Source organism: Acidimicrobiales bacterium (genome assembly GCA_040219515.1).
In the GTDB taxonomy this organism is placed as follows: Bacteria; Actinomycetota; Acidimicrobiia; order Acidimicrobiales; family Aldehydirespiratoraceae; genus JAJRXC01.
Genome location: JAVJSI010000008.1, coordinates 70538 through 95732, shown reverse-complemented (window position 1 = coordinate 95732; position 25195 = coordinate 70538). Strand labels below are relative to the sequence as shown.

The window sequence follows — 25195 nt, the reverse complement described above, 5'->3', positions numbered from 1 at the left end:
GTCGGTGTCGGTGTCGCCGGTGTTGTTCTCCCCCTTGTGGGAACAGGCCACGGCGCCGTCCCCGGGTCAGGCAGTGCGTGCACCTGCGGACCTGCCACGCGGTTCCGGGGCGCCGTCCCCGGGTCAGGCAACGCTGCTGTTTGTGGGGCGGTTGTCGCCGAACAAGTGTCAGCAGGATTTGGTGGGGGTTTTGGCGGGGGTTGTGGGGTTGGGGGTTGATGCGCGGTTGGTGTTGGTGGGTGGGGTGTCGTCGTCGGGTTTTGTGGATGCGGTGGTGGGGTTGGCGGCGGGTTTGGGGTTGTCGGATCGGGTGGTGGTTGCGGGTTCGGTGTCGGAGGGGGAGTTGGTCGGGTTGTACGAGGGGGCGGATGTGTTCGTGTCGGTGTCGGAGCATGAGGGGTTTTGTGTTCCGGTGGTGGAGGCGTTGGGGTTCGGGTTGCCGGTGGTGGCGTTTGGGGCGGCGGCGGTGCCGGAGACGTTGGGTGGGGCGGGGTTGTTGGTTGGGGACAAGTCGGTGGTTGCGGAGGCGGTGGTGCGGGTGTTGTCGGATCCGGTGGTGCGGGAGGGCTTGGTGGTGCGGGGTCGGGTGCGGGCGGCGGAGTTGGGGTTGGGGGTGTCGAGGGAGCGGATGCGGGCGACCCTTCAGCCACTTCTCGGTTCGGTGGTCGCGGGCGGGCCCGGAGAGCACCGATGACCGTTCCGGTCACGTTCGTCACGCCCCGGTACGGCGCCGACGTGCTCGGTGGGGCCGAGGCCGGCGCTCGGCAACTGGCCATCCGTCTGGCGGCCGATGGACGCGAGGTGACGGTGATCACGTCGTGCGCGTCGTCGATGCAGACCTGGGCCGACGATTATCCGGCAGGGGAGACGATCGAGGAGGGCGTGCGAGTCGTGCGCTGCGCGGTCGATCGGCGCCGTGCCGCCGACTTCGATGCACTGAGCGATCGTGTGCTGCCCCGGGCCGGCGAGGTGTCGACGGCCGACGCGCTCGACTGGATCGATCAGCAGGGACCCACCAGTGCGTCGCTGCTCGATGCCGTCGGCGCGGTCGACGATGGCGTGCTCGTGTTCTATCCGTACCTCTACCACCCGACGGTGCGGGGCCTGCCCCGGGCGCGGGTACCGACGATTCTGTATCCGGCCGCCCATCGAGAGGCGCCCCTTCTCCTGCCGGTCTTCGACGACGTCTTCTCGGGGGCCGCGGGGCTGGCCCTTCAGACACGGGCCGAACAGGCCCTCGTCCATGAGCGCTTCCCGGCGACGATCACGTCGCCGCAGGCCCTCGTCGGCCTTCCGGTGGAGATGGCGGAGTCCCCCGACCCCGAGGTGGCCCGGCGGGCGCTCGGGTTGGGTGACGAGCCGTTCGCGTTGTGCCTCGGGCGGGTCGATCGCGGCAAGGGCACGCACGATCTGGTCGATCGGTTCGCCCGCTTCCGGGCCGCTCGGGGACACGGGCGTCTCGTGCTGGCCGGACCGGTCGCCGAGGCGCCACCGGCCGTCGATGGCGTGGTCTGTCTCGGTCCGATCGCCGAGGAGCACAAGTTCGGGCTGATCGCCGCGGCCGACGTGCTGATCAACCCGTCGTTCTTCGAGGCGTTCTCGATCGTCATCCTCGAGGCGTGGCTGGCCGGCACACCGGTGTTGGTCAACGGCTGGTGTGCGCCGATGGTGGAGCACGTGGAGAACTCGGGCGGGGGTCTCCACTACACCGGCCTGCTCGACTTCGAAATCGCCCTCGGTCGGCTGCTCGAGGACGCACCGGCGCGGGCGACGTTGGCGGCCGCCGGCAACGCCTACGTGCGACGCAGCTACGGCTGGCCGGCGGTCTCGGCCCGGCTCGACGGGCTGATCGAACGGGTCAGCTGAGCTCCTCGGTGATGTCGCCGGGGGGCACGGTTCTCGGCTCGCGCGTGACCCGCACGACGAGATCGGCCAGCAGGCCGACCACGAGTATCTGGAGCAGGGCGAAGCCCAGCAGCAGCGTGTTGGCGGCGGGCCGGAAGTCCTTGTCGACCAGGTCGTATCCCAGCTTGGCGACGAAGACGATGCCGACGACCGACGCGATGGGCAGCACCACCCGCAGCGGATCGTAGGAGAGGATCATCCGGATGACCTGGAGGGCGTAGCGGCGGGTGTCGGCCAACCAATGGAACTTCGAGGTGCCGGCCCGCTCGGCGTAGTGGATCGGGGTGTAGTCGACGGAGTAGCCGTTCATGAGGAACGCCATCGTGATCGTGGTGACGCAGCTGAATCCGGCCGGAAGTTGGTGGGTGTACTGGAGCGCGACGTCGCGGCGAAAGGCGCGGAACCCGCTGTTCAGGTCGGGAATACGGGTCTTGGTGAGATACGACGCCAGTCGCCGGATGATCCACTTGGCGGGCACGCGGAAGAGCTTGAGCGTGCCCTGCTCGCTGGTGCGGGCACCGACGATGTGGTCACCGTTGCCCAGTTCGGCCACCAGGGCCGGGATCTCGTGGTTGGGGTAGCTCATGTCGGCGTCGGACCACACCACGATGCGGCCGTGGGCGGCCTCGGTGCCGATGCGACGGGCGGTGCCGGCGCCCCGATTGCGAGCCGACCGCAGCACCCGGACATGGGGCCGGCCCACCCCGATCTCGGCCGAACCGTCGGTGGAACCGTCATCCACCAGCACCAACTCCCATGAGTAGGGTGAGGCCTCCATGGAGCTGGTGATGCGGTCGATCTCGGCGGCGAGATGACCGACCTCGTTGTGAACGGGAAGAACGATGCTGACGTCGAGCGTCGATTCGGTGGCGACCACGGGCTGAGCCTAGGCGTGCGACGGCTGCCTCTGTGGGTCCTGCTCGGGCTGATTCTGCTCCAGCCGACCCCGCACCGGGTGAGCCAGACGGTGGCCGGCGACCTGGGCGACTCGATGTTTCTCACCTGGACGTTGTCGTGGGGAGCGCGTGCGCTCACGACCGACCCGCTCGGCGCCTTCGACGCGAACATCTATCACCCCGAGCCCGACACGCTGGCGTTGTCCGACCCGATGTTGTCGCTGGCGCCCGTCTTCGGGCTGGTCGACTGGGTCACCGGCGACGCCATCGTGGCCCTCAACGTGTTGATGTTCGTCCTGTTCGTCGGTGCCCTGGCATCGGCCCACGCGTTGGCGATGCGGATCTTCGGGCGCGGCGACATCGCCCTCGTCGTTGCCGTCGTCGCGTGCTGCAACAGCTACGTGTTCGGTCAGCAGAACCACCCGCAGCTCCAGACCTTCGGTCTCGTGTCGCTCGCGTTCCTGCTGTTGCTGCGAGCGCTCGACCTCCGCCGTCGTCGCGACGGCGTGTGGCTGGGCATCGCCGTCGTGGTCCTGACCCTGGCCAACGTCTACTACGGCCTCATCTGGGTTTTGAGCGCCCTCGTGGTGGTGGCGGTGCTCCGTTTCCGCGGTTCGCTGGCGGCGATCCGCGAGTTGCTGCGGCCGGCGTTGCCCGCCGCCGTGATCGCCGGCGTATTCCTGGGGCCGGTGGCCCTCGTCTATCGCGCCGTCGACGAACGCAACGGTCTCGCCCGCGGCTACGAGCCGCAGAACGCCTTGCTGCCGACGGACCTGCTCACGCCCCAGCGCGACAACTGGCTTTGGGGCTCGGCCCTCGACGGCATCAACAGCGCGGGAAAGGCGGGGGAACACGCGTACTTTCCCGGCGTCGTCGCGCTCGTGCTCGCCGCGGTGGGCATCTGGATCGGATGGCGGCTGCTGCGGCGAGGTGCCGACGTCGTCCACACCGGCGTGCGGGTCGACGAACTGGTCGCCCTGGTCTCGGCGGGTGCCGTTGCCGCCGTTGTTGCCCTGGGCCCGTCGCCGGGCGGGGTACCCGGACCGTTCCGGGTGCTCCACCAGTTCGTGCCCGGCTTCGACGGAGTACGCGTGACCGCACGTTTTGCGGTGGTGTCGTTCGTCGCCGGAGCGCTGCTGGTCGGGCTCGCCGTCCAGTTCCTCATCGACCGAGCGCCGAGGTCCGCGAAGAAGTGGATCGCCCCGCTCGTGGCGCTGCTCGTGGTGGCCGAGGTCGGCGGACCCATGTCCCGCGTGGACGTGCCGGAGGGCGAGCGGCTGGCGGTCTACGAGGTGCTCGAGGATCTCGACGACGGCGTGGTGCTCGAGCTCCCGATCCACACGCCGTCGGAGGGCGTCGCCTGGGCGTTCGTCGAGGCGCCGCGGATGTATCACGCCACGACCGACTGGAACGACCGGATCAACGGCTACTCGGGCAGCGTGCCCCGCGGCTTCGAGGCGAACGCCGAGGTGTTCCGGACGTGGCCGTCACCGGAGGCCGAAGCGTTGAGCGATCGGCTCGAGGTCGACTACGTGGTGCTCCACGGTGGCGTCGAGCAGGGCACGCCCGCCTATTCCGACCCTGAACTCAACGCCCTCGTCGCCACCGCTCGGGCTCTCGGCCACGACACCGTCCCGGCGGGCGAGGACTGGCTGGTCATTCGCTCGCCGGGCTGACACACCGGGTGAACGAGATGAGTGGTCCCGATGGCCTACTTTCTTCAGGCGCGTGTGGTCTGAACCGATTGTTCTGCCATGATGCGTCGTTTTCTCGTCCCCCTCAGCGTGCTCGCACTCGCGGTGTCCGCCCTGGCTGTCTCGCCGGCCGCGGCCGCCGGTTTCGACAAGGAGTGGGCACTGCTGATCGACGGCTGGAACCGCAGCTCGTCACCGGTCATCGCCGACATCGACGGTGACAAGGAGAACGAGATCGTCTTCGGTCATCAGGACGGCACCCTGCGCGCCTACGAGGGCGACGGCACGCTGAAGTGGGCGACTGCCGCGGTGCCGTCGTTGGCATCGGGTTGCCGCGGCCAGAGCGGGTCGACGGCGATCGATTCCAGTCCTGCGGTCGCCGACATCGACGGGGACGGCGTGCCCGAAGTGATCGTGGGCGTCGGCTCCACCTGGGCCCGCAACCAGAACGGCGGCGTGATCGCCTTCAACGGTCGCACCGGGGCCCGGGAATGGGGCACCGCGCTCGCCCGCGACACCGGCGACGTGTGGGCGAACTCCGGTTCACCCGACGGCTGGTGCGAAGGTGTTTTCTCCACCCCGGCGATCGGTGATGTCGATGGCGACGGTCATCTCGACGTCGTCTTCGCCGGCTTCGACTTCAACATCTGGGCGGTGAACCGTTTCGGTCAGCCGCTCAGCGGATTCCCGTTCGACAACGACGATTCGGTGTGGTCGTCGGCCGCGCTGTTCGACAGCGACGGCGACGGCGACATGGAGATCTTCATCGGCGGCGACAGCACGCCGGGCGGCTACTACGACCACCTCGGCGGCGTGTTCCGCGCGCTCGACTGGACGCCGGGCGGTGTCGTGAACCTCTGGAACGCGGAGGCCAACGAGGTCTTCCACTCCTCGCCGGCGATCGGTGACATCAACAACGACGGCATTCCCGAGGCCGTGATCGCCACCGGGAACAACTGGCACACCGTGTGCGGCAATGGGAACTCCCTGTGCCGGGCCGGCGACGGCAGCGACCATTCGAAGGTGTTCGCCTTCCAGCTCCACAACGGCTCGCCCGTGCCCGGCTTCCCCGTGAGCACCGGGGGCACGGTGATCGGATCGCCGGCGATCGGTGATCTCGACAACGATGGTGACCTCGAGGTCGTCGTCGGTTCCGAGGACCAGCACGTCTATGCGTGGAACGGCGACGGTTCGGTCGACTGGCGGGTGCGACCCGACTTCGGCCATCTGGGCACCGGGCGGATGCAGGGTTCGCCGATCATCGCCGACCTGGATGGCGACGGCGGCCAGGACGTCGCCATCGGCGGTGAGAAGGGCATCGCCCTCCTGGATGGCATGAACGGTGCGTCGCTCGAGTCAGGGCTGCACTGGACGGACAGGGCGAGCTTCTCGTGGTCGCACGAGTCGGCTCCCGCCGTGGGTGTGATCGACGGCGCACGACACCTCGTGTTCACCGGCTTCGACACGCCTCGCAACCAGACCCGCGTCGCGGCATATCGCCTGCCGAACTCCTCGGCCCAGGACGCATGGCCGATGCTGCGCAACGATGCGATGCGTCAGGGCAGCCTCGAGAGCGAGCTGTGCGGATTCTCGCTCAGCGGCACCTTCTGCGACGTCTCGCAGTCCGCCTACTATGCGGCAGCCGTCGAGTGGATGGTCGACGAGGGAATCACGACCGGCGTCTCGGATCTGCTCTACGGTCCCGATCTCAGCCTCAGCCGTGCCCAGATGGTCACGTTCCTCTGGCGCCAGGCCGGGTCTCCGGGCGGCAGTCCTGCCCATGGGTTCGGCGACGTGCCGGCCGGCGCCTACTACGCCCCGGCGGTGGCGTGGGCGAAGGCGCAGGGCATCACGACCGGCACCTCGACCACGACGTTCTCCCCCGACGTGGCGGTCACCAGAGCCCAGCTCGTCACCCTGCTGTGGCGGATGGAGGGCGAGCCGTCCGCTCCCACGGCCGGATTCGCCGACGTCCCGGGCGGTCGCTACTTCTCGATCGCCGTCTCCTGGGCGAGGAACGAGGGTGTCACGACGGGTACGTCGCCGACGACCTTCTCACCCGAGAGTCCCGTCACCCGGGGCCAGGCGGCCGCGTTCCTCCACCGCCACGCGAACTAGCGAGCGGCGACCTCTCGGTAGACGGCCGACAGCTCCTGGGCAGCGTCGGCCCAGGAGTACTTCGTGATGCTCGACCTCAGTGCTGGGGCAACCGCCGACGGGCGCCGGAGCGCCGCGACGACGGCCGCCGCGAAGGCGTCGTCGTCGCCCGGATCGACCAGGTCGTACACGGCCCCGATCAGCTCGGGGAGCGCGCCCACCGCCGTGGCGATCACGGGTGTGCCGGCCGCCAGCGCTTCGAGCGGCGGCAGGGCGAATCCCTCGTAGCGCGAGGGCCACAGCAACGCCTCGGCGCCGGCGACCAGCGCGGCGCGGTCGTCGTTGCTCACCGCAGGGATGCGCAGGACCCGGTCGGGTCGGTGGCGGGCGATCCGGGCGTCGACCGCGTCGCCGTCGTTACCGGGAGGGCCCGCAATGACGAGGCGGACGTCGTCGGGGAGGCCGTGGAGGGCATCCACCGCCGCGCCGATGTTCTTCCGCTTCTCGACCCGACCGAGCGTGAGGACGTAGCGGCCACCGGCGAGCCGCCGACCGGCTTCGGCCGATCCGCCGGCCAGAGGGGTTACGGCGTGGTGGATGAGTCGAACCCGATCCTCGGTCAGGCCGAAGGCCGTCATGGCTTCGTCTCGGACCAGGGCCGACGAGACGTGCAGCGTGGCACCACGCCGCACTGCGTTGCGGACGACCCCGGCCATCGCGGCCACCGCCGGTTCGCACCATTCCGGGTGCGTCAATGGTGTCATGTCCTGCAGGGAGATGAGGCTGTGCAGCCCTGGTGGGGCCAGGAAGTTCGTGCCATGGACGACATCGGCCGTCCCGGTGACCAGGCGGCCCGGCGGCAGACTCGACCGGGTCCAACCCCGGATGGCCAGCGAGGCAGGGACCCGGCTGTGGCGCACCCGGACGGGAAGATCGGGCGCCGCTCCTCGTGCGGTGAGGAGCCAGCCGTGGACGTCGACGTCGTCGCGGGCGATCAGCGCGTCGAGCAGCCCTCGGGTGACCTGGTGGATTCCGGTGGGGGCGCCGACGAGTGACGTGACGTCGAGCGCCACCCGGAGTCGGCTCACGGCACGTAGACCCCGTTGAGGGCAAGCGTGGTGACGACGGTGAGCGCCACTGCGGAGGCGGTCGGGAGCCAGCGGTCGAGCCGCTCGCTACGGCTGATCATCGCCGCCGCGATGATCAGCGGGAAGACGCTCAGAGAGTAGCGCTCCATCGAATTGAGGTTGTCGGCGCTGACGAGCAGAAGGGTGGATGGCACGGTGTAGACCCAGAGGTCGGTCGAGAGCTTGCGAACGGAGTACACGGCCAACCCGATGAGGATCAGGGCGGCGAGGCCGTGGAACAGCTCCCCTTCCTCACCGCGGACGCCGTCGTAGAGCGCGCTGGTCAGACGACTGATCGGCTCGGCGAACTTCCCCCGCAGGTCCTGTTGCGCGTCGACTGGCGCCCGCCAGCCGTAGCCCTCGGCGCTCGACCAGACGAGGAACGAGAGCGTGCCGAGCGGAGCGGACCCGACGGCCAGCAGCGCGCTCGGCGAGCGTCGATCGGATTTCCACGCACAGACGGCGGCCGGAAGTGCGAGCAGGCCGGCGACCGGACGTGTGAGCCCGGCGAGGAATCCGAGCACCGCGGTGACCAGCCAACGACGGCCGCGGGCGGCGAGCACGAAGCCCATCGCCAGGGACAGGTAGAGCGCCTCGCTGTAGCCGAGGGTCAGGACGAACGCCGGGGGAAAGAGCGCGAAGAGGCGGACGGTGCGGACCGCCAGACCGGGATCACCGGTCTCCTGAAGTGTGATGCGATAGAGGAACATCCCGGCAACGAGGGCGAGAATGTTGGCCAATACCACCAACGCGATGTCGGGACGGTCACCGATCGCACCGAAGACCCGCCCGAGCATGGGCCAGAGCGGGAAGAAGCGGATGCCCCCTTCGAGTGCGGGGGAGTCGTAGCCGTCGAGCGCGAGGTCTCGATACCAGGTGCCGTCCCACGGGATGAGGCCGTCGTCGATCGGGGAGAACGCCGGCGGCGGCTGGAGTCGGTCGAGGATGGCCCAGGTGGTGATGTAGGCGGCGGCGACGTAGAGGCGGGCCTCGGTCCACGAAGTGGCCGAGGCGATGAACTCCTGGCGCCAATCTCTCGGATCCGGCACTCTCATGGCAGCGGTTCGTAGCGGGTGAGAAGCATCGGCTCGAACACATCTGACGAGGCGATCAGCTGACTGGGCCGGCGGGTTCGGTTGAGTGCGTCGATGATCGCCTCGCATCGGTTGCCGAGACTCCTGTAGCCGAGTCCGGTCACCAGCCACACATCGTGGCCGTCGGCGACGGCGTCGACGCGGGCCAGGAAGTCCTCGGGACTGGTTTCCTCGATCACGTCGGCGTAGTCCTGCCAGTCGATCAGCCGCCCTTCGCCACGTGGATAGGCGAGCGCGGTGACCTCGGTCGTGAGCGCTCGTCGGGTGGCGGGACCGACCTGATCGGGACAGAAGGCCACGACGTCGCCGTCCTGGTATCCGCCATCGATCACGGCAGCGACGTCGCCGGCCTGCGTGCGGTCGCGGCGGGCCTCATCGGCCCCGATCGCCAGGCCGAACACGAGGACGAACGCCAGCGACAACGTCCCGAACCATCCCGGCAGGAGGGTGATGCCCCGGGCGGCGAGGACGAGGACGAAGGGGACCACGACGGCGGCGTAGCGACCCTCGAACGCGCCGGCCGTCACGAAGGCGATGCCCCCGCCGATGGCGAGTGTGGTTGCGATCATCACCGCGGCCAGGGTGAGCGGGCCGCGTGAGAGCCGCAGCTCGATCGTCGTGCCCCGGCGAAGGCCCACGGTGCCGAGCAATACCAGCACCAGGAGTGTCGCGCCGAACAGTTCGCCCTCGAAGCGGTTGTTGCCGCCGACGGCCTGCATGGATTCGACGACGATCTCCGCCGGTCGGGCACGGTCGGCCCACGGCGTGCCGGTGGAACCGAGCTGCTCGAGGAACACCCCGAGCCACACGACGAACGTGGCCGACCCGACCGCGATGGCGGCGCCGATGCGGACCACGACGCTGCGCCGGTCGGGCTCGGTCCACCAGATGGCGCTGAGCAGGCTCAACGCCGCCCCGATCAGCCAGAACGTCCAGTAGTGGGTGTGGATGAGGGCAGCGGTGGCGAGTGCCACCGGGGCCAGGCGTGAGAGACGGGGGTCGTCAGCGGCCCGCTCGGCGGCCAGCCAGGCGACGGCGACGAGAAACGACAGGAGCGCATACATGCGGACTTCGGTGCCGTAGCGGAGCAGGAACGGTGAGGTGAGTCCGACGAGCGCGGCGATCCGGGCGAGGTCCGGTGAACGGCGGCGTCCGATGGCCCAGAGGACCGGCACGGTCGCCAGAGAGACGACGCCCGAGAAGGCCCGAGCGGCGCCGTTCGAGTCGCCCGCGAGATCCATCCACCAGCCGAGGAGGAGGTAGTAGAGGCTGGGGTGGCCGTCGTGGCGGAGCGCGTCGACCATGTCACCGAAACCGAGCCCGGCGATGTGGACCGAGAGCGCCTCGTCGAGCCACAACGGGGACGGCGTGACGACGCGCAGCGCGAGACCGCCGATCAGGGCGATGAGTCCGAGTCCGAGACCGGCACCCCGCCACCGCCGTGGTGGGGTCGAGTCGTCCTGCTCGTGTGATGTGGATGCGGCGATGGCCACGACGGGCGAATCTAGCGGGTCCTTCGCGGTGCCCGGCGATGGTGCTCCCCGGCGCCGGCAGGTCACGCCGGTATCCTCACCGACGATGCCAACTCGAATCGTGATCATCGGCGGCGGTCCCGCCGGAAACTCCTGCGCCACCACCGCGGCCCGCCTCGGTGCCGAGGTGGTGCTGATCGAGCGCGACATCATCGGCGGCGCCGCCCACCTCAACGACTGCATCCCGTCGAAGGCGATGATCGCCACCGGCAACGCCCGACAGTTCCTGCGTCGTTCGGCTCGCATGGGTCTCGGTGAGGTCGGGTCCGACGTCGACCTCGAACACCTGTCCCTGCGCCTGCGCACGATCGAGAACCGTCTCGAATCCCAGGTGCGTTCGCTGCTCATCAGTCAGCGCGTGGAGCTGATCCACGGCACGGCCACGATCATCGATCCCCACACCGTGCGGTCGGTCAGCGAGAAGGGCACGTTCGACCACCAGGCCGACGTGATCGTGCTGGCCACCGGGAGCCGTCCGCGTGTTCCCGATTGGGCGCCGATCGACGGCGACCGGATCATCACCACCCGCGACGCCTATCCCCCCAAGTCGTTGCCGACCCATGCGATCGTCATCGGGTCCGGCGTCACGGGTGTGGAGTTCGTGCACCTGTTCGAGTCGATGGGTTGCGAGGTCACGCTCGTGGTCAGCCGCCAGCAGGTGCTCCCGGGCAAGGACGCCGAGGTCGCCGCCGCGCTGGAAGAGGACTTCCTGCGGCGCGGCGTACGGCTGTTCAAGGGTGCTCGGGCCACCGGTGTCGTCCGCGACGGCGACGAGGTGGTCGTGAACTGCGACGACGGCCGGGTCGCCCGCGGCTCCCACGTGCTGCTCGCGATCGGGTCGATTCCCAACAGCGACGACCTCGGGCTGGAGAACGCAGGTGTGACCACCGATGGCGGTTATGTCCCGGTCGACATGAACCTCGTGTCCAACGTGCCCCACATCTACGCCGCCGGCGACCTGTCGGGACGGTTGCCGCTGTCGTCGGTGGCGTCGATGCAGGGCCGCAAGATCGCCGAACACGCGATGGGCGCGTCGCACCCGCAGCGCACCCGATTGATCGACTACGACAAGGCGGCCTCGGCGATCTTCACCGAACCCGAGATCGCCGACGTGGGTCTGGCCGAAGCCGACGCGTTCTCCGAGGGCCGCAAGGTCCGGGTCACCAAGGTGCCGTTCGCGTCGGCGGCGAAGGCTCTCATCAACGACGATTCGCGGGGCTTCGTGAAGATCGTCTCCGACCCGGCCACCGGCGTCGTGCTCGGCGGGTCGATCGTTGGTCGGCACGCCGCCGAGTTGATCTCGGTGATCGCCATCGCCGTCACCAACGGCCTCACCGTGAGCGACATCCACGAGAGCCTGCTGGTGCACCCCACCCTCGCCGAAGCCCTCTCCGAAGCCGCCGAATAGTTGCAGCGCTGGGGTCAGACCCCCGTCCCAACTGGCAACCGCAACGGGGGTCTGACCCCGGCAGCGCTTCGCGTTGCCGGCGTCAGACGGGGGGGACGCCGTGGCGGCGGCGGGAGAAGTGGCGGTCTTTCGAGGCGGCGAGGGAGAGCCGGGCGATGAGTTCGGTGCGGAGGTCCTCGGGCTCGACGATGTCGTCGATCACGAGGTCGGCGGCGAGGCGCAGCAGGTCGACGTCCTCGTTGTACTCGTCGCGGCGCGCGACGACGAACGCCCGGCGCTCGTCCTCGTCGTCGATGGCGGCGATCTGGTTGGCGAAGACGGCGTTCACGGCCGCCTCGGCGCCCATCACGGCGATCTCGGCCGACGGCAGGGCAAGACAGGCATCGGGCCCGAACGCGGGCCCACACATGGCGTAGAGACCGGCGCCGTAGGCCTTGCGGAGGATGACGCTGATGGTGGGCACGGTCGCTTCCGAGACGGCGGTGATCATCTTGGCGCCGTGGCGGATGATGCCCCGTCGCTCGACGTCGGTGCCGATCATGAACCCGGGAACGTCGGCGAGATAGATCAGCGGGACGTTGTACGCGTCGCACATCCAGATGAACCGGGCGGCCTTGTCGGCCGAGTCGACGAAGAGCACACCGCCGTTGGACGCGGGATTGTTGGCCACGAAGCCCACCGTGTTGCCGGCCAGCCGGCCGAGGCCGACCACGAGCTCGGGTGCGAACAGCGGCTTGATCTCGAAGAACGTGTCGGCGTCGACCAGGGTGTCGATCACGGTGCGGACGTCGTAGCCCGCCTTGGCGTCGGCGGGCAGCACGTCGGCGGTGAAGTCACGAGCCGGGGGAGTGGCGCGCACCGGCGGCGGCGGTTCCTCCCACGACGTGGGCAGGTACGAGAACAACTCGCGAGCGGCGCCGATTGCGTCGGCGTCGTCGACGCAGAGGTTGTCGCCGCAGCCCGAGACGCTGGCGTGCATGCGGGCACCGCCCATCTCCTCGAGCGTGACGTGCTCGTTGATGACCTCCTCGGCCATGCGCGGTGAGCCGAGGTACATCGAGGCGTTCTTCTCGACCATGAACACCACGTCGCAGAACGACGGGATGTAGGCGCCGCCCGCGGCCGAAGGTCCGAACAGGCAGCAGATCTGGGGCACCCGACCCGAGAGGGCCACCTGGTTGTGGAAGATGCGGCCCGCGCCACGACGACCGGGAAACAGCTGGACCTGATCGGTGATGCGAGCGCCGGCCGAGTCGACGAACCAGAAGATGGGCAGGTCGGAGTCGAGCGCCTTCTCGGTCAGGCGGACGATCTTCTCGACGGTGCGAGCGCCCCACGAGCCGGCCTTGACGGTCGGATCGTTGGCCATGACCAACGCCGGACGGCCCTCCACCAGTCCCTGGCCCGTGACCACCCCGTCGGCGGGGAATCCCTCGGCGGTGGCGTTGGCGAGGCGGCCGTCCTCGACGAAGGTCCCTTCGTCGAAGAGCAGACGGATCCGCTCGCGCACGTGGAGTTTGTCGTCGCGGGCGAGACGGGCCGCAGCCTTCTCGTCGACGGAGGCGGTTGCCGCCCTCGCCGCATCGAGTCGGGCGCGGATCGTTTCGTCAGGCACAGGCCAAGTCTGGCCCAGCTATTCGATGATCGCGACGATGTCGCCGCCGCCGACCGAGTCGCCCTGGGCGACACGGACCTCCGTGATCGTCCCTGCCTTCTCCGCGTTGACGTTGTTCTCCATCTTCATCGCCTCGAGCACGACGATCGGGTCGCCCACCTCGACCTCGTCGCCGACGGCAACGGCGACCTTGACGATCGTGCCCTGCATGGGCACTGCGACCTCGCCGGACCCGGCACCGCCGGCGGCGCCACCGCCACCGGAGCGTCGGGCCCGTGGCGCGGCTGCACCACCCGCCGCCGCGAATTCGGGCACCCACATCGAGACGGAGAACCGCTTGCCGTTGACCTCGACGTCGAGGTCGCGCTTGACCTTCGGCGCCTCCTCGCTGTCGGGCGCGGCGGCAGGTGTGCTGCCCACGCCGGAAAGGTCGAGCACTTCTTCGACCCACTTCGTGGAGTGCTCCATGGCCGCGAAATCGGGATGCTCGAGAATGGCGATGTCGGCGGGAATCGTGGTGGCCACCCCCTCGACGACCAGCTCACGCAGCGCTCGCAGGGCACGGCTGATGGCGGTGGGACGATCGTGGCCCCACACGATCAGCTTGCCCACGAGATTGTCGTAGTACTGGCTGATCTCGTCGCCCGACTCGTAGCCGGTGTCGAAACGAGTACCGAATCCGTCGGGGGTCTTCAGCGTGGTGATCGGCCCGGGGGACGGCAGGAACGCGCCACCCGCCGGGTCCTCGGCGTTGATGCGGATCTCGATGGCATGGCCACGGATCTCGATGTCGTCCTGGGTGAACGGCAGGGTCTCGCCCGACGCGACACGGAGCTGTTGCTCGACGAGGTCCACGCCGGTGATGAGCTCCGTGGCCGGATGCTCGACCTGGAGCCGGGTGTTCATCTCGAGATAGTGGAAGCCGCCGTCCTCGTAGAGGAACTCGACGGTACCCGCATTGACGTAGTCGCAACCCTTGGCGACCTTCACCGCGGCCTCGCCCATCGCGGCGATGATCTCGGCGGGGATGTCAGCGGCCGGCGCTTCCTCGATGAGCTTCTGGTGCCGGCGTTGGGCGGAACAGTCGCGGGTGCCGAGGTAGACGCAGTTGCCATGGCTGTCGGCCAGGACCTGGACCTCGACGTGTCGGGGCTTGGTGAGGTAGCGCTCCATGTAGCACTCGTCGCGTCCGAAGTAGGAGAGCGCCTCACGCTGGGCCGAGGCGAGCTGGTCGGCGGCCTCGTCGGCGTTCTTGACGACCTTCATGCCGCGACCACCGCCGCCGTAGGCAGCCTTGATGGCGACCGGCCAGCCGTGTTCGTCGCCGAATGCGACGACGGTGGCGGGATCGGTGAGGATCTCGGTGGAGCCGGGGACGCCGTGCACGCCCACCTTCTCGGCGGCCTCGCGAGCGGAGATCTTGTCGCCCATGACCTCGATGGCGGCGGGCCCGGGGCCGATGAAGGCGATGCCGCGATCGGTGATGGCCCGGGCGAAGTCGGCGTTCTCCGAGAAGAAACCGTAACCCGGGTGCACGGCGTCGGCACCGCTCTTCTCGATGGCATCGAGGATGGCCTCGGTGTCGAGATAGGACTCGGCGGCCGTCTGGCCACCCAGTGCGAACGCCTCGTCGGCCAGGCGCACGTGGAGCGCCTCGCGATCGAGTTCGGAGTAGACGGCGACGGTGGCGACGCCGAGTTCGCGACAGGCGCGGATGACTCGGACGGCGATCTCACCGCGGTTGGCGATCAGGACCTTGTTGAACACGTGCTAATGGTTAGTCGAATGGACCCCCTGCGTGCGACATCCGCGGCCCGCTTTCTGCCGATCAGTTGCGAGGTCGCCGCCGACCTGGGCCCCGGACCCATCGGTCATGTGGCGTCGACCGGCTCGACCAACACCGATCTGGTGCGGGAGGCCAGGACCGGCGACGCGTCGCCCGCGGTGCTCGTGGCCGATCACCAGACGGCCGGGAAGGGCCGGCTGGACCGCACCTGGGAGGACTCGTCGGGTGCGGCCCTGCTGGTGAGCCTTCGTCTACCGGCCGCGCTCGTCGACGCGGCGGGCGCGGTCCGCGCCCTGGGGGCGGCGGCGCGAGCGGCCACCGATCGGCTGTGCGTCGACCCGGTGCTCACCAAGTGGCCCAACGATCTGGTTGTCGTCGACGGCGCCCGGCCGGGGAAGCTCGCCGGGGTGTTGGCCGAGTTCGTCGACGGTCCGGAGCCGTGCGTCGTGGTCGGCATCGGCGTCAACGTCCGCCCTGCGGTGGGCCGGCCCGAGGCCACGTCGCTGGTCGAGTGTGGCGGTGCCGATGATCGGGACGCGCTGCTGGCCGAGTTGTTGCGCGAGCTGGCGCCCCGACTCCGGGACGGCTCGGCCGTGCTCGACGAGCTGCGCGCCCACTCGGCCACGATCGGTTCTCCCGTGCGGGCGGACCTACCCGGCGGCCGGGTGCTCCTCGGTGACGCCGTCGACCTGTCGGCCGACGGCGCATTGATCGTGCGCACGCCGGACGGCGTCGACCATGTCGTCGGCACCGGCGACGTGATCCACCTCCGCCCGGGCTGACCCGCCCTCGAAACGGCGGCCCTCGGCACTAACATCGCTCGATGTCCTCGTCCGCCACCGTCGTCCTGCGGCGCTCGTGGCCCCAACGACTCGTGATCCTGTGCTGCGTCGGCGTGATCGGTGGCGCCGTCGCCGTGTCGTGGTTCCTCAACGACGTCTACGCATCGATCACCGACCTCGGTCGTATTTCGATCTCGGGTGAGATCCTGCAGACCGACACGGAGCCGGGCGAACCGGTGAACTTCCTGCTCATCGGCGAGGACAGCGGACTCGGCCTCGACCCCGACGACCCGGTGCTCCAGGGCCGCGACATCGACGGCGATGGGTTCCAGTCCGACAGCATCACGATCCTGCGGGTCAACCCGGAGACCGGCCAAGCCTGGGTGCTCTCGCTGCCCCGGGATCTACTCGTCGATCGCGGCGGCGAGAAGAAGATCAACGGCGTGTACTTCGTCGAGGGTCCGTCGGGGCTCATCGAGACGATCACCGACAACTTCGGCATCACGATCAACCACTTCCTGATCGTCGACTTCCTGGGCTTCCGCGAAGTCGTCGACGAGATCGACGGCGTGCCGGTGTGGTTCGACAACCCGGCCCGCGACAACGCGATCCTTGGAGGCGGCAGCGGTCTCCAGATCGAGACGGCCGGATGCCATGTGCTCGACGGCGTGCAGGCCTTGCAGTACGTGCGGGCCCGTCACTACCAGGAGCTGATCGACGGCGACTGGGAGTACGTCGGCAACTCCGATTTCGGGCGGATCGAACGACAACAGGACTTCCTGATCCTGGCGCTCGAGCGGGCGATCGACGGTGGGGCCCGCAGCGCGGCGAACCTCTCCCGGCTCATCTCCGCGGGGGCCGAGAGCATGATTCTCGACGATCAACTCACCGTGGCCGAGCTCGTCGAGGTCGGCAACGCGTTCAGCGACTTCGACCCCGAGAACCTCCAGCGTTTCGGCGTCGAGGTGTCCACCATCGAGGACGCGGCCGGGCGGTATCTCGGCGAGCGACCCGTCCCCGGCGCCAACGACGACGTGTTCGCGATCTTCCGGGGCGAAGCCGACCTCCGCTCGCCGAGCGACGTCTCGTTCGCGCTCTACGGCCCCGACGGCGACGACCTCGAACGCATCGCCGGCGAACTCGATGCCCAGGGGTTCGCCCTGACCTCGACCTCCACGCTCGCCGATGTCGAGGCGGGCAACGTCGTCGTGTACCCGACGGGCGAGCGGGCCTCGGCGGAGACGCTGGCCCGCTATCTCCTGCCGATTCCGCGGCTGGTCGAGGACGCCGATGCGACCGAGATCTCGCTCGTGCTGGGCGCGGCCCATGAGCAGGTCATGATCTTCCTTCCTCATTCCGTCGCCGAGATGACCGAGACGGTCAGCGCCCTCGGCTCGGGTCCGGTTCCGGATCTCGACGGCGCCACCGCCTCCGGCACCGTGCCGACCACCGCCAGCACGACGTCCACGACGACGACCACGACGACGACCACGACGACGACCACGACCACGGTCCCCCCGGGGGCCGCGGCCGAGCCGGTGGGCGAGGAGGTGGGCGAGGAGGTGGCAACGAGCACGACGGCGGGGATCATCGGTCGAGCGCCCGAAGGGCAATCGTGCCGCTAGTCGTCTCGTACACTCAACATCGGTCGGACTCCGGCCGACGCGAGTGCGTGAACTCGAAGGAGACGCAATGACCAGCAAAATCGCGGTGATCGGCACGGGATACGTCGGTCTGACCACCGGTGCGTGTTTCGCCCATCTCGGACACGACGTGGTCTGCGCGGACATCGTCCCGGAGAAGATCGAGCGGCTCCGCAAGGGGGATGTGCCGATCCACGAGGCCGGTCTCACCGAGCTCGTGCAGGAAGGCATCGAGTCCGGGCGCCTCACCTTCGTGCTCGGCGCCGAGCACGCCGTCGGCGATGCCGAGTTCATCTACCTGTGTGTGCCCACCCCGCAGTCCTCCGACGGCTCGGCCGACCTGAGCTACCTCCAGTCCGCCGCCGGTGAGATCAGCGCCCACCTCCAGTCCGGCGCGATCGTCGTGAACAAGTCCACGGTGCCCGTCGGCTCGACCCGCCTCGTCGAACAGGCCATGAAGCGCTCCGACATCCCTGTCGTGTCGAACCCCGAGTTCCTGCGCGAAGGCACTGCGGTCGACGACTTCCTCAACCCCGACCGCGTCGTCATCGGCGCCGACGATCAGGCTGCGGCCGGTCGTGTCGCCGCGCTCTATCTCGGCGTGCGCGCGCCGGTGATGGTGACCGACCCCGCCTCGGCCGAGACCTGCAAGTACGCGGCCAACGCGTTCCTCGCCACCAAGCTCTCGTTCACCAACGCGATCGCGGCGGTCTGCGAAGCCGTCGGCGCCGATGTCAACGACGTGCTGCTCGGCATGGGCTACGACCATCGCATCGGTCACGAGTTCCTCCGCCCCGGACCGGGCTGGGGTGGCTCGTGTTTCCCGAAGGACTCACGCGCCATCATCTCGATCGCCGAGGACGCCGGCTACGACTTCGCGCTCATGCGTGGCGTGGTCACCGTCAACGACGAGCAGTTCGATCGCATCGTCCGCAAGGTCGGGTCGGTGACCGAGCTCGATGGCGCGAAGATCGGCCTTCTCGGTCTCGCCTTCAAGGCGGGCACCGACGACACCCGTGAGTCACCGGCGCTGTCCGTCGCGACCCGGCTCATCGCGGCGGGGGCCACCGTCCGCGGGTTCGACCCGGCCGTGAAGAAGGTCGACATCGACGGCCTCGAAGTGGTCGACGACGCCTATGCGGCATGTGAGGGTGCCAACGCCCTCGTCATCGCGACCGAGTGGGACGACTTCAAGTGGCTCGACCTCGACAAGGTGGCCGACGCCATGGCCGAGAAGCACATCGTCGATGCCCGGAACCTTCTCGATCGGGGCGCGGTCAAGCGCCGCGGCTTCAGCTACCAGGGTGTCGGGCGTAGCTGATGGCCCGAGTGGTGGTCACCGGCGGCGCCGGTTTCCTCGGATCGCACCTTTGTGACCTCCTGGTCGGCCGAGGTGATCAGGTCGTCTGCATCGACAATCTGATCACCGGCAACCTCGACAACATCGCCCACCTCCGCGACACCGACGGGTTCGAGTTTCTCGACCACGACGTGTCGAATTTCGTCGATGTCGACGGCGAGGTCGACGCCGTGCTGCATTTCGCCAGCCCCGCGTCACCGATCGACTATCTCGAGAAGCCGATCCAGACGTTGAAGGTCGGGTCGCTGGGCACCCACAACACGCTCGGGCTCGCCATGACCAAGGGTGCGACGTTCTTCATCGCGTCGACCTCCGAGGTCTATGGCGACCCCCACGAGCACCCACAGCGGGAGACCTACTGGGGCAACGTCAACCCGGTCGGGCCGCGGGGTGTCTACGACGAGGCCAAGCGTTTCGCCGAGGCCATCACGATGGCCTACCACCGCTATCACGACCTCGACACGCGCATCGTGCGGATCTTCAACACCTACGGTCCCCGCATGCGGCCCAACGACGGTCGCGTCGTCTCGAACTTCATCGTGCAGGCGCTGAGGGGAGAGAACCTCACCATCTACGGCGACGGCAGCCAGACCCGCAGCTTCTGCTACGTCGACGACGAGGTGCGGGGCCTGATCGCCCTTCTCGACTCGAGCGAGAACGACCCGGTCAACATCGGCAATCCGACCGAGTTCACGGTCGCCGAACTCGCCGAGATCGTGGTCGATGTGGTCAATTCGCCGTCGGAGGTCGAGTTTCGGCCGCTGCCCGTCGACGACCCGACGCAGCGACGCCCCGACATCACCAGGGCCCGCGAATTGCTCGGCTGGGAACCCCAGGTGGAGCTGCGGGAAGGCATCGAGCGTACGGCCGAGTACCTCGCCGCCGTGATTGCCGACGTGGCGTCGGCCTAGGCCCCTAGTTCCGGCGCAGCTCTGCGGCCTCGCGATTGGCTTCGAACCACTCGATCGTCGCGACGAGACCTTCACGGAAGTCGGTGGTCGCCGTGAAGCCGAACAGCTCACGGGCACGCGACGCATCCACGCAGCGGCGGGGCTGGCCGTCGGGTTTGGACTCGTCCCAGCGGATGCGTCCCTCGAACCCCGTGAGTTCGGCCACGATCTCGACCAGCTCCTTGATGAGTAGTTCGCGGTCGGCGCCGAGGTTGACGGGCTCCTCGCCGTCGTAGTGTTCGGCGGCCCGCACGATGCCGGTGGCGGCGTCCTCGACGTAGAGGAACTCTCGGGATGCAGAACCGGTGCCCCACACCTCGATCTCGTCGGCTCCCTCGTCGCGGGCGACGACACACTTGCGGACGAGGGCGGGAATGACGTGGGAGACGTCGGGGTGGAACTTGTCGCCCGGGCCGTAGAGGTTGGTGGGCATCAGATACACGCCGACCTGGCCGTATTGCTGCCGGTTGGCCTGGAGATGGGTGAGCTGGGCCAGCTTCGCGATGCCGTAGGGCGCGTTCGTCTCCTCGGGGTACCCCTCCCAGAGCGAGGTCTCCTGGAACGGGACCGGCGTGTGCTTCGGGTACGAGCAGATGGTGCCGACGACAACGGTCTTGGCCACCCCGGCGTGGCGGGACGCCTCGATCACATTCGTGCCGAGCATGAGGTTCTCGAGATAGAGGCTGGCCGGGTTCGACATGTTCGCGCCGATGCCACCGACCCGCGCCGCCATGTGGATCACGCAGTCGGGCGCGGTATCGGCGATGGCGGCGTCGGCCGCGGCCCGGTCGGTGAAGTCGACGTCGGTGCTGGTCGGCGCGATCACGTCGGTCACGCCCCGGGCGGCCAGGGCGGATTGCACCGCCTGCCCGAGAAAGCCCGTCCCGCCGGTCAGGAGGATCCGCTGGTCTTCGAATGCAGCCATCCGGAAAGCGTAGTTGCGTCGGCCGCGCCACGAACGCGCGCCGCCGTGACAGACTCCCGGCCGTGAAACCTCGCGTCGCGGCCGTTGTCGAGCAGTCATGGCATCGCGTGCCCGGTGGCACCGCAACGTCCACCGTTCGGACCCTCGATGCGCTGGCCCGACGCGGGATCTGGGACGTCGTCGGGGTCGCCGCGGCCCATCGCCGGGCGCCGTCGCCGATGGCGGCGCCGACCGTTCCGGTGGTGCACCTCCCGCTCGGTCGCCGGGTCCTCTACGAGACCTGGCATCGGTTTCGGCAACCGCCGTTGGGTCGACGGGTCGGCCGTGTCGACATCGTCCACGCCACCGGCGGGGTGATCCCACCGTCCGGGGGGGTCCCGCTGGTCGTCACCATCCACGACCTGGCGTTTCTCCACCGCCCCGAACACTTCACCCCCCACGGGGTGGCGTTCATGACCCGGGGCTTCGAGCTGGCCCGTCGAGAGTCCTCGATGATCTCCGTGCCCTCCCAGGTGACGGCGGACGACTGCGTGACCCACGGGGTGGACGCCGATCGGCTGGCCGTCGTGCCCTGGGGCGCCACGCCGGTGGCGGTCAGCGACGCCGATCGAGCCCGGGTGCGGGCGATCCACGGACTCCCCGAGGAGTTCATCTTGTGGTTGGGCACTGCGGAACCTCGCAAGAATCTGGAGACGCTCGTCGCCGCCCACGGGGCGCTGACCCACGACGTGCCCCTGGTCCTCGCCGGGCCGCCGGGTTGGGGCGTGGATCTCGACGCCCTGACGGTTCGCCCGCTGATCCGCCACATCGGCCCGGTCGCGCCCCCGGACCTGCCCGTGCTGCTCGACCTCGCCATGGTCTTCGTGCTGCCGAGCCTGCTCGAGGGCTTCGGCATGCCGGTGCTCGAGGCCATGGCCCAGGGCACGGCGGTGGTGACCAGCGCCGGCACGTCGACCGAGGAGCTCGTCGGTCCCGCGGGTGTCGTCGTCGATCCGATCGATGCCGCCGCACTCGCCGACGCGATCGACCGCCTTCTGGCCGACGACGAGCGGCGTCACGAGGTCGCCGAGGCCGGCCGGGCCCGGGCCGCGACCATGACCTGGGACCACGCTGCGGCCCTGACCGAAGCGGTCTACGAGCGGGCTCGGGCGTGACCAGGGTCGATGCGAACCTCGCCTGGCTGGTGCCCGGGCGGGTCGGCGGCAGCGAGGAATACACGGTACGGCTGCTTTGCGCCGCGGCCGAGTCGCGGCCGGCCGACATCGACCTGCGACTGATCGGCTCCTCGGCATTGTTCGCGGCGCACCCGGAACTGGCCGAGATCGAACACGTCGTACTCGGCGGACCGGTGCGGTTCCGGCCGTGGCGGGTCGCCTCGGAGTCGACATCGGTGTTCCGCCTCACCCGGACGGCCGATGTCGTGCACCACTTCGGCGGCCGCGTGCCGGCCCGTCACCACGGCAACGACGTGGTGACGATCCACGACCTCCAGCCTCTCCAGATGCCCGAGAACTTCTCCCTGGTCAAGCGGCGCTATCTCGCGGTGGCGCTGCCCCGCTCGGTCGCGACGGCCCGGCTCGTGGTGACCCCGTCGGAGTGGGTGGCGTCCACGGTGGTCGACGTGCTCGGTGCCGACCCCTCCCGCCTGCGAGCAGTGTCGTCGACCTGGGACGTGTCGACGGAGATCGACCCGACCCTCGCCTCCTCGCTCGGCGAGGGGCCGGTCGTGCTCTATCCGGCGATCACCCACCCGCACAAGCGACATCTGTTGTTGCTCGACGCGATCGGACGGCTCGCCGACGCCCATCCACGCGTGACCGTCGTGCTCACCGGGGGAGAGGGACGGGCCGAGGACGAGGTGCGCGAGGCCGTCGCTCGCAGCGCCGTGCGGGTGGTGCGACCGGGCCGCGTCACCGCCGCCTCGCTACGCGGGCTCTACGAGCGGGCCGACCTGCTCGTCTTCCCTTCGGCCTACGAGGGGTTCGGTCTGCCGGTGCTCGAGGCGATGCGTATCGGCCTGCCGGTGGTCGCCTCGGACCAGACCGCGCTCCCGGAGGTTCTCGGCGACACGGGGACGCTGGTGGCCGGCGACGACCCGGCGGTGTGGGCCGCAGCCATCGCGGACGCGCTGGTGGACGGCAGGGAGCGCAGCGCCGGGGCCCCGGCGCGGGCCGAACGCTGGAGTCCGACCCGCGCCGCCGCACGGCTGGTCGCGGCCTGGCGATCGGTTGTCTGACCGCGTCGACCGTGGGCCCTCGGTTGTGCGAGGCTGCCGCCCGTGCGAATTCTGGTGGTCTGCCCTCACTTCGAGCCCGATGTGGCGCCGACGGGTGTCGTCATCAGCGAGATCGCCCACCGGCTGATCGACGAGGGTCACGAGCTCGACGTCGTCACGTCGTTGCCCTGGTACACGTCGCACGCGATCGAACCGGGCTGGGGCGGGCGACTGATGCGACGCGAGCGGACCGACTGGGGATCGATCACGCGGGTCCATCCGTTCCCGACGGACAAGCGCAACATTCCGGCCCGGGCTGCCGCGTTCGCAGGTTTCACCGTGTTGGCGACGATCTTCGCCGTCCTCCGGCGCCGCCGACCCGATGTGGTCCTGGTGATGTCGCCACCCTTGACGCTCGGTCTCACGGGCTGGCTGGCGGCGAGGCTCCGTCGCGTCCCTTTCGTGTTCAACATCCAGGATGTGTTCCCGGACGTCGCGGTCGAGGTCGGCGCGATCTCGAACCCGCGGGTCATCCGCGTCCTGCGGTGGCTGGAGCGTTTCACCTACCGACGGGCCGACGCCGTGACGGTGCTGTCCGACGACCTGCGCGCGAACGTCGAAGAGAAGCTCGACGGCAAGGGCGGCACGATCGTGCGGGTGATCCCGAACTTCGTGGACACCCAGCGGATCGTTCCCGGCTCCCGGGAAAACCACTACCGCAGCGAGTTCGGTCTCGGCGATCGCACGGTCGTGATGTACGCCGGCAACCTCGGCTTCAGCCAGCCCCTCGAACTGATGGTCGAGGCGGCCCGGGCCCTGCGGACGCGCGAGGACCTGGTGTTCGTGATCAACGGCGGAGGGTCGACCCGACCCGGGCTCGAGGAAGCCGCCGCCGATCTCGACAATCTCCGCTTCGTCGACCTGCAGCCGGTCGATCGGCTGCCGGAGGTGCTCGCCGCCGGCGACATCCACGTCGTCGCTCTCCGGGCCGGTCTCGGCCGCTCCTCGGTGCCGTCGAAGCTCTACTCGATCCTCGCTGCGGGTCGACCGGTGTTGGCCTCGGTCGACGCCGGCACCGAGGTGGTCCGAGTGGTGGAATCGGTCGACGCGGGAATCGCCGTCGGCCCCGATGATCCCGAGGCGTTCATCGCCGGCGTGGAGGCCATGGCGAGCGCCGATCGCGCGGCGATGGGGCAGCGGGGCCGGGCCTTCGTCGAGGAGTGGGTGTCGCCGGCAGCGGTGGCGGCCGCCTATGCAGAACTGTTCCGTGAACTGCGCGGTGGATGAATCCCGCCGGGTGCGCGCAGTAGTGGTGGGCCCGACCGCTAGCGTGGTCGCTCGTGGGTAAGGCAAGCTCGTCCAAAAAGGTCCAACGTGCAGCACGTGCTGCCGCCAGCTCCCGTGGTGTCGGGGAGAAGCGCGAGCGGGGTTTCCCCCTGCTCGTTCTCGCGATCGTGGTGCTCGGCGTCGGCCTGGTGATCGCCGCCCGCTCGTCGCGCGACGAAGCCGTGGCACCGTTTCTGTCCCCGACGACTCATTGGCACTCGGCGCTCGAGATCACCGACTGTGGTGAGGTCGCGCCGACACTGCTCACACAGCTCGACCCCGACGGCATCCACACCCACGCCGACGGCCTGATCCACATTCACCCCTTCAACAGCTCGGCCACCGGCACCGACGCCCGGCTGGGCGTGTTCATGGATGCCACCGGCCTGCGGATCGACAGCGACGGCATCGACGCCACCGGTTCGTTCGACGCCGGTTTCCCCCCGATCGACAACTCGACCGGTTGTGACGGTGAGGACTCCGAGATCGTCGTGACCCGTTGGATCGTCGACGGGTCCGGCGGCCCGGAGCTCGAGACCACCTATCGTGACGACTTCGGCGACATCCGCTTCCTTCGGGAGCGCGAGGCGTTCACCGTCGGCAAGGTGCCCGTCGGCGAGGACGCCCCCGAGCCCTCGGCCGCCATTCTCGCCCAGCTCGACGCCACCACCGGCACCACAAACCTGGAGAGCGACACGTTCGACCTGCCGCCGCTTGACGACATCGACCCCGACGCCGACCCGAGCACCGACGACACGCTTCCCGGCGACACCGACACCGACGACACCGTTCCCGAGGACACCGTTCCCGACGACACCGTGCCGGCCGACACCGAGTGAG

General features: G+C 69.2%; 20 protein-coding genes. 13 read left to right on the top strand and 7 right to left on the bottom strand.

All coding sequences use genetic code 11. From position 1 onward, the window contains the following. Both RIB98_06670 and RIB98_06665 read left to right on the top strand, forming a co-directional pair. Positions 1-694 (top strand): glycosyltransferase (locus tag RIB98_06670; GenBank protein MEQ8840646.1); only part of this gene is annotated, 694 nt, incomplete at its 5' end. Further along, positions 691-1866: a glycosyltransferase family 4 protein gene (locus RIB98_06665; protein ID MEQ8840645.1), complete on the top strand. Its 1176-nt coding sequence runs from the start codon at positions 691-693 to the stop codon at positions 1864-1866. The genes RIB98_06670 and RIB98_06665, both read left to right, overlap by 4 nt. Here the strand turns inward: RIB98_06665 and RIB98_06660 are convergent. Continuing rightward, entirely contained in the window at positions 1859-2782 is a 924-nt protein-coding gene (locus RIB98_06660; GenBank protein MEQ8840644.1) for a glycosyltransferase family 2 protein, read from the bottom strand. The genes RIB98_06665 and RIB98_06660 overlap by 8 nt on opposite strands. A 15-nt stretch (positions 2783-2797) precedes the next feature. Between RIB98_06660 and RIB98_06655 the strand changes: the two genes are divergently transcribed. Together RIB98_06655 and RIB98_06650 are read left to right on the top strand one after the other, a co-directional pair. Beyond that, positions 2798-4477, top strand: a complete 1680-nt coding sequence (locus RIB98_06655; GenBank protein MEQ8840643.1) for a hypothetical protein — start codon at positions 2798-2800, stop codon at positions 4475-4477. 78 nt (positions 4478-4555) lie between these two features. Continuing rightward, on the top strand, positions 4556-6613 hold the full coding sequence (locus RIB98_06650) for an S-layer homology domain-containing protein (protein MEQ8840642.1): 2058 nt from the start codon (positions 4556-4558) through the stop codon (positions 6611-6613). On the opposite strand, the gene RIB98_06645 is transcribed toward RIB98_06650, so the two are convergent. From RIB98_06645 to RIB98_06635, 3 genes are read right to left on the bottom strand one after another with little or no spacing between them, the layout of a single operon-like run. Continuing rightward, complete coding sequence (locus RIB98_06645; GenBank protein ID MEQ8840641.1) at positions 6610-7680, bottom strand: glycosyltransferase; 1071 nt, start codon at positions 7678-7680, stop codon at positions 6610-6612. The two genes, RIB98_06650 and RIB98_06645, sit on opposite strands and share 4 nt — an antisense overlap. Continuing rightward, positions 7677-8774 carry a hypothetical protein gene (locus RIB98_06640; protein MEQ8840640.1) on the bottom strand — a complete coding sequence of 366 codons (1098 nt, stop codon included), beginning with the start codon at positions 8772-8774 and terminating at the stop codon, positions 7677-7679. The genes RIB98_06645 and RIB98_06640 overlap by 4 nt, the downstream gene beginning before the upstream one ends. Then, entirely contained in the window at positions 8771-10306 is a 1536-nt protein-coding gene (locus RIB98_06635) for a glycosyltransferase family 39 protein (GenBank protein ID MEQ8840639.1), read from the bottom strand. Before RIB98_06635 ends, RIB98_06640 begins: the two co-directional genes overlap by 4 nt. Positions 10307-10391: 85 nt before the next feature. Here RIB98_06635 and RIB98_06630 point away from each other — a divergent pair, with 85 nt between their 5' ends. Beyond that, positions 10392-11753 (top strand): FAD-dependent oxidoreductase, encoded by a 1362-nt coding sequence (locus RIB98_06630; GenBank protein ID MEQ8840638.1) that lies wholly within the window; start codon positions 10392-10394, stop codon positions 11751-11753. A gap of 82 nt (positions 11754-11835) precedes the next feature. Here the strand turns inward: RIB98_06630 and RIB98_06625 are convergent, their stop codons facing one another. Together RIB98_06625 and RIB98_06620 are read right to left on the bottom strand one after the other, a co-directional pair. Continuing rightward, positions 11836-13368 (bottom strand): acyl-CoA carboxylase subunit beta, encoded by a 1533-nt coding sequence (locus RIB98_06625; protein ID MEQ8840637.1) that lies wholly within the window; start codon positions 13366-13368, stop codon positions 11836-11838. An 18-nt stretch (positions 13369-13386) separates the two neighbouring features. Then, a complete protein-coding gene (locus RIB98_06620; GenBank protein ID MEQ8840636.1) occupies positions 13387-15135 on the bottom strand; it encodes an acetyl-CoA carboxylase biotin carboxylase subunit in 1749 nt (582 codons plus the stop codon). 18 nt (positions 15136-15153) lie between these two features. Between RIB98_06620 and RIB98_06615 the strand changes: the two genes are divergently transcribed. The 4 genes from RIB98_06615 (at position 15154) to RIB98_06600 (ending at position 19850) form a co-directional block, all read left to right on the top strand. Then, positions 15154-15936 carry a biotin--[acetyl-CoA-carboxylase] ligase gene (locus tag RIB98_06615; protein ID MEQ8840635.1) on the top strand — a complete coding sequence of 261 codons (783 nt, stop codon included), beginning with the start codon at positions 15154-15156 and terminating at the stop codon, positions 15934-15936. A gap of 41 nt (positions 15937-15977) precedes the next feature. Then, positions 15978-17561 (top strand): LCP family protein, encoded by a 1584-nt coding sequence (locus RIB98_06610; GenBank protein ID MEQ8840634.1) that lies wholly within the window; start codon positions 15978-15980, stop codon positions 17559-17561. A gap of 67 nt (positions 17562-17628) precedes the next feature. Further along, the gene (locus RIB98_06605; protein MEQ8840633.1) at positions 17629-18900 is read left to right on the top strand and encodes a UDP-glucose/GDP-mannose dehydrogenase family protein; all 1272 of its coding nucleotides are present in this window, start codon (positions 17629-17631) and stop codon (positions 18898-18900) included. Beyond that, on the top strand, positions 18900-19850 hold the full coding sequence (locus RIB98_06600) for an SDR family oxidoreductase (protein ID MEQ8840632.1): 951 nt from the start codon (positions 18900-18902) through the stop codon (positions 19848-19850). The genes RIB98_06605 and RIB98_06600 overlap by 1 nt, the downstream gene beginning before the upstream one ends. 4 nt (positions 19851-19854) lie before the next feature. Here RIB98_06600 and RIB98_06595 read toward each other — a convergent pair whose 3' ends face one another. Beyond that, entirely contained in the window at positions 19855-20814 is a 960-nt protein-coding gene (locus RIB98_06595; protein MEQ8840631.1) for a GDP-L-fucose synthase, read from the bottom strand. A gap of 62 nt (positions 20815-20876) precedes the next feature. Between RIB98_06595 and RIB98_06590 the strand changes: the two genes are divergently transcribed. The 4 genes from RIB98_06590 to RIB98_06575 are packed head-to-tail and all read left to right on the top strand — an operon-like array spanning position 20877 to position 25194. Continuing rightward, positions 20877-21968, top strand: a complete 1092-nt coding sequence (locus RIB98_06590; GenBank protein ID MEQ8840630.1) for a glycosyltransferase family 1 protein — start codon at positions 20877-20879, stop codon at positions 21966-21968. Continuing rightward, positions 21965-23050: a glycosyltransferase family 1 protein gene (locus RIB98_06585; GenBank protein MEQ8840629.1), complete on the top strand. Its 1086-nt coding sequence runs from the start codon at positions 21965-21967 to the stop codon at positions 23048-23050. The genes RIB98_06590 and RIB98_06585 overlap by 4 nt, the downstream gene beginning before the upstream one ends. Before the next feature lie 42 nt (positions 23051-23092). Continuing rightward, positions 23093-24316 (top strand): glycosyltransferase family 4 protein, encoded by a 1224-nt coding sequence (locus RIB98_06580; protein ID MEQ8840628.1) that lies wholly within the window; start codon positions 23093-23095, stop codon positions 24314-24316. A 53-nt stretch (positions 24317-24369) separates the two neighbouring features. Continuing rightward, the gene (locus RIB98_06575) at positions 24370-25194 is read left to right on the top strand and encodes a hypothetical protein (GenBank protein MEQ8840627.1); all 825 of its coding nucleotides are present in this window, start codon (positions 24370-24372) and stop codon (positions 25192-25194) included. Position 25195 lies beyond the last annotated feature (1 nt).

Excerpts from the sequence above, each read along its gene's own strand:
- RIB98_06615 (MEQ8840635.1), top strand. The coding sequence starts at position 15,154 with ATGGACCCCCTGCGTGCGACATCCGCGGCCCGCTTTCTGCCGATCAGT.
- RIB98_06665 (MEQ8840645.1), top strand. The coding sequence starts at position 691 with ATGACCGTTCCGGTCACGTTCGTCACGCCCCGGTACGGCGCCGACGTG.
- RIB98_06595 (MEQ8840631.1), bottom strand. The coding sequence starts at position 20,814 with ATGGCTGCATTCGAAGACCAGCGGATCCTCCTGACCGGCGGGACGGGC.
- RIB98_06650 (MEQ8840642.1), top strand. The coding sequence starts at position 4,556 with ATGATGCGTCGTTTTCTCGTCCCCCTCAGCGTGCTCGCACTCGCGGTG.
- RIB98_06630 (MEQ8840638.1), top strand. The coding sequence starts at position 10,392 with ATGCCAACTCGAATCGTGATCATCGGCGGCGGTCCCGCCGGAAACTCC.
- RIB98_06605 (MEQ8840633.1), top strand. The coding sequence starts at position 17,629 with ATGACCAGCAAAATCGCGGTGATCGGCACGGGATACGTCGGTCTGACC.
- RIB98_06610 (MEQ8840634.1), top strand. The coding sequence starts at position 15,978 with ATGTCCTCGTCCGCCACCGTCGTCCTGCGGCGCTCGTGGCCCCAACGA.
- RIB98_06600 (MEQ8840632.1), top strand. The coding sequence starts at position 18,900 with ATGGCCCGAGTGGTGGTCACCGGCGGCGCCGGTTTCCTCGGATCGCAC.
- RIB98_06640 (MEQ8840640.1), bottom strand. The coding sequence starts at position 8,774 with ATGAGAGTGCCGGATCCGAGAGATTGGCGCCAGGAGTTCATCGCCTCG.